Source organism: Aquirufa sp. (genome assembly GCF_044239315.1).
Taxonomy (GTDB): Bacteria; Bacteroidota; Bacteroidia; order Cytophagales; family Spirosomataceae; genus Aquirufa.
The window spans coordinates 56,858-70,572 of the sequence record NZ_JBIIBQ010000014.1 but is presented as its reverse complement, the minus strand read 5'-3'; the positions used below and the strand labels follow the sequence as shown (position 1 = coordinate 70,572).

Genomic DNA, 13,715 nt, shown 5'->3' with positions numbered 1-13,715 from the left:
AAGGGGGAAGATATTCTCTCTCCTAGCATACGTGTTTCTCATCCCATCAAAGGAAGAACACCAGAAGCACGCTACAAACCAGCTAATCAGCTAGAGGATGACGAAAAGACCATCTATTACGAGAGGGCCATGTTTGTTTTCGAAATACCCAGCATCCAACGAACCATTGATGGGCAGACACTTAGTTTAACCATAGGAGGAGTTAAATGCTACAGGGATGATAAGCTGAATAATAAGAAAGGATTTGCAGAGCATTTCAAGATATTCATTGGTTTCTCTGTCAAGGTGTGCAGTAACCTTTGTGTTTGGTCAGACGGTGCGCAGGTGAAGCTCGTGGTTAGAAGCCAAGGAGAGCTAATGGATGCCATTATGTCAATGATTAGCCATTACAATCCTGAACAACACCTGAGCGCGATGCAGCGATTAACAGAACATCACCTCACTGAAGCTCAATTTGCCCAGGTGTTAGGTCGTGCACGCTTGTATAATTACCTACCCAATGAGATTAAGAAGCAGATACCACCTCTCTTGTTTACAGATACACAACTTGGTTCGGTTGCAAAAGATTACTTCCATGACCAAAGCTTCTGTCGTAATGATGCAGGGGATATTAACTTATGGAGGATGTACAATTTGTTTACGGGTGCCAACAAATCAAGTTACGTCGATAGTTTCCTAGAACGAAGCGTGAATGCCTTTGATTTCACTCATCAGGTTCAATTAGGACTTGTAGGTGGTAGCACAAACTGGTACCTGAATTAGCATGGCAAAGAAACAGCAAGTCGAGTTTCTGCATCCAAATGTCCTACTGGTTATTACAACCAAAGGGGTTATCCTTGAACTCTACACACCCATAAGAGCAGAAGTGATTCGTCAAGTGGGTAATCTTCCCAAAGGAACCAAAGTGTACATTGATGCAATACTGAAAAGCGAAGAACACAAGATTCTTTTCTGCATATCAGGAAAATGGTATCCTTACAACTTCTTTAGGGTGGGTACTTAAACAAAAAACCTCCCGGGAATATCTCGGGAGGTTTAGTTTGATCAGAATCAAAATTGTTTTCATTCAACCCTTAATCTAAAAACTAATTAAACTCATTATATCATCTATAAAGTATGTATTTCTAATGTAAAGAGTAGACCAACGGCTAAATCTACCATCCTCTTAAATCTCTCTCGAGGGCACCAGCGTAAATCGATTCTTTAACTTTAAAAAAGGCTTCTCAAAAAAGTTATAAGACAAGGTGGCAAATAAAACAGTAATCATAAATGCCAAAACAAAGCCAACCTCATTTTTCCAATTCAATAATCCCATTTTCTCGCTTACCAAAGCCAGATCATCTTTAAATATCTGATACGTAATCCAGTAAATTGTAATGTGCATGATATACATTCCGTATGATATGCGGCCTAGGTACATGAACGGATTTGGAAGGTATTTCGATGCTATTCCCAATAGAGAAAAAAACATCAGCATCACTCCTGCAAGAATGAATATCCATCCCGATACAGATTGTGAGATGGTTGCCAAATGAGGTGCGTCGGCATTGATTTCACATACAATTGAGGCGATTAACCAGCAAACCACTCCTACAACAAACAACATAATTCGAGTTGTAACATCCCATTGTGGTTGCTTGCCCCCTAAGTATACAGAACACAAAATACCAGCGGCAAAAAATTGAAATTGAACAAAACTATTTGTCCATTGACCACTAAATCCCGACGTAGGATTCAGCGCATAATAAATGATGGTTAGGTACGAAATAACTAGGACTACAAAAGAGAATATCTTCAAGCCTCTTTTGCCACCATAATAAACAATCAAGGGAAGAATGATGTAGAGTTGTTCCTCAACCGACACGCTCCACAATGGATTTATGCAATAAGACTGCCATTTGTTAAATGTTATGTTCCAATTACCAGAAAAAAATGTGAATGCGATTTGCGTACCTGAAGGTATGGGCGTGCTAAAAATAGGTGTCGTCCAAGTTAGCACAACCATTAGGTAGAAAAACGTAAAATAAAGAGGCCAAATACGCAGGATACGCCTAATGTAAAACGATTTAACGTCAACATGCCCAAAGCCTTCCTGCTCTCTAATTAATAACTCGGTAATCAAAAATGCACTGAGAAAAAAGAAGAGTGGCACGCCATAATTACCAATAAGACTTAGGTGAAATGCCCAGTAATATTCTTTCCCATTAATGGGAGCTAGGTCCATTCGATGAACAAAAAAGACAAATAGAAAAGCAAATAACCGAAGAACATCCAGCTCAGGTTTATAATAGCGTTGTACTGGTATTTTTAAATTGTCCATAGCTACGTATGATTAAGTTTTCTTGGTTTACATTAGTTCATTAAAGCGCCTGTTAACTTAATTGCCCACGCATACTGACAAGGACTTGTCCCTGGAGTTAATGCTGGAGGAGCGATGGTTAAAATACCTCCTTTGAAACTTGATTTGATCTTTACATTTGAGCCCAATAAACTCACAGAAACGGGCTTTTTAATCCCAGCGACCTGCAATGGCCCCGATGGAAATTCAGTTGTAATTAAATATAAATCGTTGCCTTTTTGGGTGAAATATTGTTTTGTTTCTGGCGTAACTTTAGGGCCATTCGCCCACTTGCGTGTGCCATAAATACCCTCCCCATTTACCTTCAACCAAGATCCAATGTCAGTCAATCGCTGCTGCATGATCACTGGAATCCGCCCATCTGCAGTTGGCCCAATGTTTAACAATAAGTTACCACCACGGGCCACCTTATTAATCAACATGTGTACCAGCTGCTCTGAGCTTGAATAGTCTTCCAAATTCTCGTTTCGGTTATAGCCAAATGATCCCGCGATTCCGCGACACTCTTCCCAGGGTTTACCAAAATCCAATCCATTGGCATCGCCATCGTGTACTAAATCGTATTCCGTTGTGTAAAATCCACCGTGTTTGCTACGCGTTTCTTTACCCCAACGGTCATTGACTACGACTGAGTTTTTCACAGGCGAATCGTTGTAGAGCCAGGATAAAAATTCGGTACTGCGTAATTTATCCGACGTATAATCCCACTCGCCATCTGTCCAAACCAAATCAGGGTGGTAGGTATTCACCAAATCCTTCATCTGTGGAAACATATGTTGGTCGATGTACTCATTCAGCGTTTCTTTCTTGTACAAGGGATTATACCATTCCAATAAGGAATAATAATAGCCCATTTTGATATTTTTATTCTTAACAGACTTGGTCAAATCTCCTAATAAATCACGGTGCGGACCAACATCCATCGCGTTCCAATTCCATGATTGTTTCGATGGCCAAAGCGAAAATCCTTCGTGGTGTTTCGAAGTCAAGACGACATACTTTGCCCCAGCATTTTCGAATAATTGCGCCCATTCATCTGGCTGAAACATTTCGGCCTTGAAGTTTTTTACAAAATCTTGATACTTAGCATCCGCTCCGAATTGTTTTGTTTGATAATCAGTGAAAAACTTTTGTACGCGATTAGGTTCTTGCCAACGTTTCCAATACCATTCAGCATATCGATCATAAACACCTACTTTATCTCTAGCAGTTGGACTGTATGCAGGAACAGAATACAATCCCCAGTGAATAAATATGCCAAATTTGGCATCTTCGAACCAAGCTGGGACAGGTCTACTGTCAATAGATTCCCAGTTAATTTGATAGGTTTTTTGGCCAAAACCCAAATGAAATGTCAACAAGATGACGATGATTAAAATTACTCTTTTCATGATAAATTAAATTTAATAGGTGTTATATAATTCAGTAGTTTAAGTTTAATTCTTAAGCGCATCAAATAACACCTCCACAGGATGTAATGCTCGTCTCGCCGTCCCATCTTTTATTTGATGACGACAACTTGTCCCCGAGGCAACAATGATTTCACTTTCTAATAAATTTCTAATCTTGGGAAATAATACAAGCTCTCCAACCTTCATGGAAACATCATAATGTTCATTCTCATAACCAAATGAACCTGCCATTCCGCAACATCCTGAATTAATCAATCTAACTTCATATCCAACAGGAAGCGACAATGCCTTTTTAGTAGGCGTCATAGAAGCAATAGATTTTTGATGGCAATGTCCATGCAAATAAATGAGTTGATTTGTACGAGTGAATTGGTCTTGCTTGATATTTTTTGAATCTATCTCGCGACAAAACCATTCCTCGAACATTAGACAATTAGCCCCCAATTGCCTAGCCGTTTCTTTTAATTCATCTGGCACTAAATCAATATATTCATCTCGGAAGGAAAGAATGGCTGATGGTTCAATTCCAATTAAAGGTGTTTGATCAGAAATATGATCTTTGTATAAACTAACATTCCGAATGGCAATTTCCTTTGCCTTTCTAATCAACCCTTTCGATAAATAGGAACGGCCACTTATTGAGCTTTCGAGAATTTCCACAAAATATCCCAATCTTTGAAGCAATAACAATGTCGTTTTACCAATTTCAACATCGTTGTAGTTTGTAAACTCATCGCAATAGACAAATACCTTTTTTTCAGTTACAGATTGTTTGAATTCATATTTATACCACTGGTACAAGGAATACTTCGATAAAGTGGGCATACTTCGCTCAGGATGAAAACCAATCACCCGATTCAAATTCTTTCGTAGCAATGGAGTATCCACTAGAAAATTATACGCCCAAGGGGCCAAAGAAGCTAACTTCATTTGATTAGCAAAACCCCCGATCAACTTGGTTCGAACAGGAGTACCGTGGTTATCGTAAAATCCTTGCATGAACTCACCTTTCATTTTAGCAACATCTACGCTAGAAGGACATTCTGATTTACACGCCTTACACGATAAACACAGATCTAAAATCTCTTTAACTTCCTTCTCAGAAACCGTAGAATCTATTTGTTCGCTGCTGTAAAATTGCCGTAAAATATTGGCTCTAGCACGGGTGGTATCCTGCTCACTTCGGGTAGCCATAAAGCTTGGGCACATGGTACCTCCAGTAATTTCAGTTTTTCTACAATCCCCTGAACCACTACATTTTTCAGTTAATCGTAAAATCCCACCTTGATTTCTAAAATCATATACTGTTTGAATATCTCTTGGTTTTTCATCAATGGAATATCGAAGAAATGTGTCCATCGGTGGCGTATCGACAATCTTACCTCGATTAAATATTCCGTTTGGATCAAATATAGTTTTAACTTGTTTGAACAAACTATATAACTCCTGACCCATCATTAGAGGGATAAACTCACCACGCAACCTTCCATCTCCATGCTCTCCTGAAAGTGATCCACCAAAAGATTTAACCAAATGAGCTGTATCGTTGAGTATACTTCTAAACTTCTTGACACCTTCTGCAGACTTTAAATTCAGTATAGGTTCTACATGTAATTCGCCTGCTCCTGCATGTGCATACATGGAATATTTCACTTGGTGCTTAGCCAAGATTTCTTCCAATTGAGCGATATAGCTAGGTAGATCTTTTGGATCCACGGCACAATCCTCAATGAGATTTACAGGCCTCTCTTCCCCTGGTAAGTTTCTAAGTAATCCCAAACCTCCCTTTCGAACTTCCCAGGCTTTTTTAGAATCTTCTCCTAATAAAATGGGAAATGCATAGCCCAGATTTATTTCCTTTAGATGACTAATTAATTGGTCACAATGATTCAAAACTTCTATTTCAGTATCCCCAAAAAACTCCACCATTAGAATGGCCTTGGGTTCTCCTTCAATAAAGAATCGATTTTTAGACTGCTCAACATTTGACTTGGTAAATTCAAGAATGAAATCATCCACTAATTCTGATGCGGCACATTGATGTTCAAGACCTACTAAATTAGCTTCCAAGGCTTCATTCAATGTATGTGTATGAATAGCGACCATACCCACATGGGCAGGTGGCAAGTCAATTAGTTTAAGTTTAATTTCTGTAATCAGACATAAGGAGCCTTCGGAACCAGCAATTAACTTGTTTAAATTAAAAGTTGAGCTAAAGTTGAATTCAACCATGCGGGCGACTTCATCTAAGGCAAATCCTGTATTTCTTCGTTTGATCGTGGACTTTGGGAATCCAGCATCAATCAACATGCGATTCTCTGGATCAGAAACTAATACATCTAGTGCCCGATAAATATCCCCCTCTCTTGATTGTAGATTTAGCTTATCTTGATACGCTGATTTTGATAAATTTTTGAATGTTACCTGACTGCCATCTGAGAGTAATACTTGTGTTTCTAAGAGATTTTCACGTGTATCTCCCCAAATGATAGAGTGCAAACCACAGGAGTTATTCCCCACCATTCCACCGATCATCGCTCGATTTGCGGTAGATGTTTCGGGTCCAAACATCAATCCAAATGGCTTTAAATACGCATTTAAGTCATCTCGAATCACACTAGGTTGAACCCTAACCCACTTTTCAGATATATTTACTTCAATGATTTGATTAAAGTACTTCGAAATGTCTACTACAATGCCATTCCCTACAACTTGTCCAGCTAATGATGTACCAGCAGCTCTGGGAATAAGAGAAAGCTTATTTTCGGTTGCAAATTGGATAAGCTTTTTTAAGTCTTCAATTTCTTTAGGTATCGCTACTGCTAAAGGCTGCTCCTGATATTCCGACGCATCAGTTGCATAAATTCGCCTTATTGCAGAATCGTAAGGTGAAGATTGATAATATAACTCTCCTTGTAAATTTTGCTCGAGTTGTTTAAATTCTTTAATCATATACTATTAAGAGCACATTTGTTGCCCCCCAATATTCTCATCTATTAAAATAACTTTGAGAATTTTTTGGTCGAATGTCAGTCAAAGTCCCTTTGTAATGACGCAATTCTTTAGGCTCAAAAGGGTGTTTTCTAATTTCTTCTATGTTTATATCGATACCTAAACCAGGCTTATCAGAAATAAACATTTCTCCATTCGCAAATTTTACGTCTTCAGTACTAATATCATTTCGCCATGGGACATCGCTACTCATGGTTTCTAACAAGTAGAAGTTGGGGACACAAGCGGCTAATTGAAGTGTCGCAGCATTGGCAACAGGACCGCTTGGATTGTGAGGACAAATAGGTATATGATAAGCTTCTGCCATCGCAGCAATTTTTTTCAATTCCATTATTCCCCCAGCATGACTGACATCAGGCTGAATAAAATCTGCAGCTTTTAATTCAAATAAACTTCTAAATTCCCAACGATTATACAAACGCTCCCCTGCAGAAATTGGCACATTTACCCTTCTTTTTACTTCTGCTAATCCTTCCAAATTCTGAGGAGGAATCGGTTCTTCAAACCATAAAATATCAAAGTCACTTAAAGCATGTCCAACTCTAACTGCAGTCGGAATATCAAATCTTCCATGACCTTCAATTATAATATCAGCATTCTCTTTTACAGCTTCATACACAGCACCTACACATTCGATAGCCTCATTAAGTTGCTTTCGTTCAATCTGAAGATATGAACTACCAAATGGATCCCACTTTAGTGCTTTAAAACCTTGTCCAACCGCCTCCTTAGCTTTTTCAGCAAATTCAGCAGGAGTTTTTGCTGGAGCAAACCATCCGTTTGCATAACATGGAACACTTTCTCTCACTTTACCTCCCAATAGCTGATATACCGGAACGCCTAAATCTTTCCCCTTTATATCCCAAAGGGCCATTTCAACGGCAGATAATGCTGACATCAAAACTGCTCCTCCTCGCCAATAGGCATCACGGTACACACTGTGCCAAATTTCCTCAATTCGATGTGGATCTTTCCCAACAAGCGTTCTTTCTAATTCTTTACATGCTTGAGCAACGGTATGCTCTTTATATTCTAATGTTGCTTCGCCTATGCCATACAAACCATCTATATTGGTCAGCACCTTTACAAAAACCCAATTAGTGCGATATGCATGGCAGATGTATGTTTCTATTCCTGTTATTTTCATAATTCTGTTTCTTTTCCAAGCGATAATTCACTTGCCTTGATATTTAATTTATTACATCCATCAATGAAAATTTGAGGATCCTCCGTATTTTCTGCAAACATACCATAGTGCATCGGTATGGCTAATTTTGGATTGATTTTGGCCGTTAATTCAATTGCTTCATACACGTTCATGTTCCCCAGACGACCATTGATTACGATAAACACAATGTCTATCTTTCGATTAGTTAACGATAGTATATCATCCAAAAGAGATTCTGTTAAAATCGTATCTCCACTGTAATAAATCATTTTTTCTCCAAACTCAATCAAACAACCTACAGAAAATGGATCACTATGATAAGCTGCAGTAGCCGTTATCCTAAAATTCCCCACATCTTTAGACTCCCCCTTGTTTATTTGTTTCATTACAGAGAGGTTGAATCCCATTTCACTAGCCTTTTTCATTACACTTTCAGGACCGAATATAGAAATGGCAGGATAAAAAGTATGAATTTCAGGCAAAGTAATCGGATCAAAATGATCAAGGTGATTATGTGTAATAAATATGGCCGAAGGCTTTAATTTCTCTATAGAAATTGGTGGCTGCATCAAACGTTTAAATCCTTCTTTTTCTTCAACAATGTCACTAAAAAAAGGGTCTATTAATAAGCGCTGGCCATTAAATTCAAACAAATAACCACTTTGTCCAAGCCATGTTGATTTTAAAATGTTATTATCAATCATCATATAAATTATTTATCTACATCAAGAGGAAATAATTGAGCACTACACCCTCCATCTACAATTAGACGCTCACCACAAATGTTTTTTGCAGCATCTGACGCCAAAAAAGCAACTGCCTCAGCGATGTCATCACCTGAAGCTTCTGCACTCATTGGAATATTTGCTTTTCGACGATTATACACTTCAGTTGGTAATGAATCCCACCGGTTTGAATAAATATATCCAGGCGCCACCATATTGACTCGAATGCCTTTAGGTGCAAGGTCTATTGCCATCGATCGTGAAAGTGCATCGATGCCACCTTTACTCGTTACATATGCTGTTCGATTATGAATTGATTGCGTTGAAACATTTGAACCAACATTGATGATTACCCCTTTAGAAACTTGATTTAACATCATTTTCACTGCTTGCTGCGCCACCTGAAATGTACCTAAAAGATTAACTTTTAAAACTTCCAGAAAAAAATCAATCGAAATTTCTTCAAATTTACCACCTACACCTAGGTGTGCGGCATTATTTACAAGTACATCAATTCTTCCAAATTTGCTTTTGATCTGAACAAACATGTCAATGACTTCATTGCAATTTGAAATATCCGCCGATATCCACAAACTTGCGTTTAATCCTAATTCATTTAGTCGTTTTTTGCCATTTTCTATCTCTGCACTTGAAATCCCGTTTACAATTACAAAGGCTCCTTCCCTTATAAAATGAGCTACAATAAATAACCCGGTATTTTGAGTAGCTCCTGTTACCAGTACTACTTTTTCCTTAAATCTCATTTTATTAATTATACGGTTTACTAAAAAATCAAAATTCGAGGACTTTGTTTTTATCTTTTATAAACTGATACTTTGCTGTAATTATTAGTAAAATACCGCAAAAAATCCAGACACAAGACAATAATGAAATTCCCATAGATAAACCTAATATTGGCTTTAAGTATCCTAAAATGATAGGGGAAAGAGAACCAACAGAAAATCCAATCATTAGCATGATTCCAGAAACTGAGGATTGAAATTTCTCCGGAATTATTTCATACAATACCGTATAAGTATTCCCGTCAAAAAATGCTCTGCCAAATCCAAATCCTGCAAAACCTAAATAAACAAGAATCAAACTATTGGCATTCCCCATTAACACAATAAATGGCACTGCAATTAGTAAACCTATCCCCATCATCAACATACGGATTGAAGGGTTTTTCTTAGCCCAATTATCCGATAGTTTACCCGCCAAAATCACACCCAAAAAAGCAAACAAATGTGTGTAAAACATAGATTGAAAACCTGCTTGTGTGATACTCATATTAAACTTCTCATATAAATAAGTGGGAGTCCAAGTAAGATACCCAACTAACACAAAAATTAAACCGCTAAATGAAATGGTTAAGACTATGGCAGAAGGAGTATTTAGAAGAACTCTTAAAGCATCCGTATACTTTACTCGGGAGTTTTGCTTCAGCTCATCGTGTACATCATTATCTTTTAATCTATAAAAAAGTACTAGGCTATGTACAACGCCTACAGCACCAAAAATATAGAAAGCATTACGCCACCCATAATGTTCCCCGACGTATCCAGCAATCAAGCCACTCAATATAATGCCTAAATAGTAGGAAGTTTGATGTATTGACATGGCTAATGAACGGGTATTTTTGTGATAGCTTGCCAATAAAGTATAATTTGCTGGTCCAAAAAAAGCCTCGCCGCCACCTGTTGCCACACTTCTCAACATAATCAACGAAAACACAGTTGATCCTAAGCCTGTAAACATGGTTGCCGTACTCCAAAAAAGAACACTTAGGGTGATCACCCACTTACGACTATATATATCTCCAATGTACCCAGCAACAGGCACAAATAAAGCATATACAAGGTTAAAAATCGTTGCAATGGTTCCTATCTGGACATCTGTAAGTTTTAACTCAGCCTTAACTAATGGCATTACAACATTAAAAACCTGCCTGTCTGCTTGATTCAAAAAATAAGCTAACCACAGAAGTGCTAATACCTCCCATTTATAATTGTCATTTTTTTGCATTGCTTAACGCATGTTAATGCCACCGTTGACATCAATAGTAGTACCTGTAATATAATTACCGCCTTCGCCTGCTAAATAGGCAACTGCCAAACCAATACTGCGAGGTTTTCCAAGACCTAAAGGTATGGTAGCACTTAGTTTCTCAACGCCCTCTGGGCCATGCGTTTTAAATAACAACTCCGTTTCAATAATCCCCGGGGCAACTGCATTAACTGTGATTCCCAAAGGTGCTCCAGTCCTAGAAAGTGTTTTTGTCATTCCCAGCATACCACTTTTAGTAGCAGCATAATGTACATGCCCAAACAATGCACCACGCTCACCTACAACAGAGCTAATGTTAATTATTCTTCCCGAATTTTGTTTTGCCATCAAGCTCATTGCTTCCTTTGAACACAAAAAACAACTTGTAAGATTAGTATCAATGATGTATTGCCAATCTTCTAAAGATGCTTCAAAAATATCTTTAGCTTGTGAAGTACCAGCATTGTTTACCAAAATATCCAATCTCCCAAACTCCTTGTTTATGGTAGAAAACAAATCCTTAACCTCACTCTCAATACTTACATCAGCTTCAATAAGCATAGTTTTTCGCCCCATTGATTGAATTTGACTTGCTAATGCCTCGCCATCGTAATTCATGTTTTTATCATTAATTATGATATCAGCACCTTTTTCTGCCAATACTAATGCAATTCCTTTTCCTACACCTCGAGCAGCTCCAGTCACCAAAGCTATTTTCCCCGCTAATTCTAAAGTCATTTTAATAATATTTTATTGTAAGTATTACTTCATTTTTTTAAACACGATGGTTACTAATCCGTGTTTTTTTATATTGACTTCTACTACATTATTATTAGTAGCCACGTCAACTAAACCAACTTTACCAAATTCTACAAAATCATATCCTTGTGGAATGTTCAATATAGTTCTTGCAGATGCTAGGTGGCTTTGAGTTAATACAATTGCCATTTTATTGCCATTTTGAAAACGTCGAGCTTCGATATCACCATTTGTATGATTTATTCCCTCAGTATCGAGATATGTTCCCATTAAAAGGAGATCCTTGAATTTATCTTTAAGTTGATTAATCTGCGTTAAGTAATCTTGATAGTGGGGGGTTTCGTCGATTAGGGCACGGCAACGATAAATTTCTACGTCATTTCTCAGGCCTTTCAATACAGTGTGATTTACACGACGTTCAATATCAGTATCGTCCCTAATATCTCGATCTGATAAAATAATCTCTGGAAATGTATATCTAAACCAATCCACAAAATTAGTTGTGCGTGGTTTTTCACCATTTAACTCCCAATCAGGATTTAATACTTCTGTTGCTCCATATCGAGCATGAACATAATCAACTTGATTAGCTGTATAATCAGTAAGTATTTCTATGCCTAAAGCTAGATTTTTGTCCTTTGTATCTATATAATTATGAATCTCATTAAGTATTGAAGCCTTATCATGAATAGTTCTAAGGTTTGGAATTGGAAACTCTTTGCTTAAGTCCCATGAAGATTGATCACCTCCACCCAATTGATCATAAAATACACTATTAGCCCCTAATCGAATGGTCTGATCAGCCATATCAAATAATTTCTTCTTCCAGGTAAGTTTTCTTAGATCAGCAACAGCGAAAGTCCTAGAGTCATAGCTTCCAGTGAAGGTACCAGGTCCTCTGAATTTATAATTATCACTTACTTCAGAACCCGTGTTATCACGAATTGCTACTAATTTTCCGGCTCCATTTTTATAATAATCTGATGCTTTATCAATTAAGCGACCATTGTAGTACCATAACACTTTGCCGCCATTTTGCTGAAAACCTGCTATCTGTTTTTTCAAGGCTAATTCACCCCCTTGTTCAACATCTGCTGTATAGTTAGGATTATCATTATCCATGCCACCCTTCCACCATCCAAATATGAAGGCGGTATTTATTCCAACTCCATCACCAACACGCTTAATCTTTGTTGAGATATCAGAATATGGGAAAAACGTTTCTCCGTATTGATGTTTTAATATAATTCGTTGCCAGCCTTTCATTTCTTTCACCCAAGACGGCTCTTCTCTATGTTTCCACCAGGTATTAGTCCAATTGCGATAAAGTTTAGATGTCTGATGCCATGTGCCGGAATAAGGTGCTATAACATTAGCCTCACATGTCCAAGTCTTTCCAAAAAGACAATTAGGATATTTATAAAAACCCGCCTCTAATTCATCAAAAACAAATTTTTTGCTCGGATAAAGTCTTAATCCGTGCCCAGTATCTTCAAATGTGTTATCATGGCTACCAAAATAAACGCCTTCCGTTTTCCCAATAAATGCAAAGCAATTAGATGCTAACCCTTGAGGATATTTTTGGTCCATCTGCAAAAAATACTGTGAAGGAGGATAATATGGAGGGAAGCCTGAATTAGCGGCCTTTATTTGTTTCTTGGGGTCTTTATAAATTTGACCGCCCCAAAAAGTTGTTAAAAGCTGATGATCTGAAGGCAACTGAACATTTGCAACGAGCGGATATTGTAATTCGCGTACGATAGAATGAGGTTGATTATTTTTCAACTCAGATGCAAATCGAATTTGATTTTCCTCTAGGCTAACCTTTAATATAAGGCCAATTTTGACTCTTTCATTTTTGATAACTAAAGAATTATATTGGATGACAATTTGATTCCCATTCTGATATACTAAAGGTGAATTATCTTTAGCAAACACCTCATTATCTTTTCGTTTTTTACTGTCAAAATACAATCTCCACAAAGGTTTACCAGAGGCGTAGTTTCTTCCAGTTTGTACATTAATGAGTTTTACTAATTTTCCACTTTCATCAATAGAGACCTCTATTTTTTCATTTTTAAGTTGAAAACTTTGCTGCGCAGCAATAGAATGAATAAAAAATAAAAACAAAAAAATCGTATTACATCGAATTATGATCCTAATTATTCTCATGGTGATAATTTGAAAAATGAATATTTTATTGGGTACTAAGGTTGAGTACCCAATAAAATATA

The 13,715-nt window shown here is 37.5% G+C and carries 11 protein-coding genes; 2 read left to right on the top strand and 9 right to left on the bottom strand.

The features are described from left to right. Both ACILP5_RS06815 and ACILP5_RS06810 read left to right on the top strand, forming a co-directional pair. The coding region (locus ACILP5_RS06815; RefSeq protein ID WP_395617908.1) for a DUF3871 family protein at window positions 1-762 on the top strand (762 nt) is incomplete at its 5' end. Window position 763: 1 nt separating this feature from the next. Continuing rightward, the gene (locus ACILP5_RS06810) at window positions 764-1,003 is read left to right on the top strand and encodes a hypothetical protein (RefSeq protein ID WP_395617907.1); all 240 of its coding nucleotides are present in this window, start codon (window positions 764-766) and stop codon (window positions 1,001-1,003) included. A gap of 162 nt (window positions 1,004-1,165) precedes the next feature. On the opposite strand, the gene ACILP5_RS06805 is transcribed toward ACILP5_RS06810, so the two are convergent. The 9 genes from ACILP5_RS06805 to ACILP5_RS06765 are packed head-to-tail and all read right to left on the bottom strand — an operon-like array spanning window position 1,166 to window position 13,611. Continuing rightward, entirely contained in the window at window positions 1,166-2,320 is a 1,155-nt protein-coding gene (locus tag ACILP5_RS06805) for an acyltransferase family protein (protein WP_395617906.1), read from the bottom strand. Window positions 2,321-2,352: 32 nt separating this feature from the next. Then, window positions 2,353-3,750 (bottom strand): alpha-L-fucosidase, encoded by a 1,398-nt coding sequence (locus ACILP5_RS06800; RefSeq protein WP_395617905.1) that lies wholly within the window; start codon window positions 3,748-3,750, stop codon window positions 2,353-2,355. A gap of 45 nt (window positions 3,751-3,795) precedes the next feature. After that, window positions 3,796-6,723, bottom strand: a complete 2,928-nt coding sequence (locus ACILP5_RS06795; protein WP_395617904.1) for an FAD-binding and (Fe-S)-binding domain-containing protein — start codon at window positions 6,721-6,723, stop codon at window positions 3,796-3,798. A gap of 37 nt (window positions 6,724-6,760) precedes the next feature. Continuing rightward, on the bottom strand, window positions 6,761-7,930 hold the full coding sequence (gene dgoD, locus ACILP5_RS06790; protein ID WP_395617903.1) for a galactonate dehydratase: 1,170 nt from the start codon (window positions 7,928-7,930) through the stop codon (window positions 6,761-6,763). Next, window positions 7,927-8,658: an MBL fold metallo-hydrolase gene (locus tag ACILP5_RS06785; RefSeq protein WP_395617902.1), complete on the bottom strand. Its 732-nt coding sequence runs from the start codon at window positions 8,656-8,658 to the stop codon at window positions 7,927-7,929. Before ACILP5_RS06785 ends, dgoD begins: the two co-directional genes overlap by 4 nt. Window positions 8,659-8,663: 5 nt before the next feature. After that, entirely contained in the window at window positions 8,664-9,440 is a 777-nt protein-coding gene (locus ACILP5_RS06780) for an SDR family NAD(P)-dependent oxidoreductase (protein ID WP_395617901.1), read from the bottom strand. A 28-nt stretch (window positions 9,441-9,468) separates the two neighbouring features. Then, the gene (locus ACILP5_RS06775; RefSeq protein WP_395617900.1) at window positions 9,469-10,701 is read right to left on the bottom strand and encodes an MFS transporter; all 1,233 of its coding nucleotides are present in this window, start codon (window positions 10,699-10,701) and stop codon (window positions 9,469-9,471) included. 3 nt (window positions 10,702-10,704) lie between these two features. Continuing rightward, on the bottom strand, window positions 10,705-11,460 hold the full coding sequence (locus ACILP5_RS06770; RefSeq protein ID WP_395617899.1) for an SDR family NAD(P)-dependent oxidoreductase: 756 nt from the start codon (window positions 11,458-11,460) through the stop codon (window positions 10,705-10,707). A 24-nt stretch (window positions 11,461-11,484) separates the two neighbouring features. Then, window positions 11,485-13,611 (bottom strand): DUF6259 domain-containing protein, encoded by a 2,127-nt coding sequence (locus ACILP5_RS06765; protein ID WP_395617898.1) that lies wholly within the window; start codon window positions 13,609-13,611, stop codon window positions 11,485-11,487. Window positions 13,612-13,715: the final 104 nt, after the last annotated feature.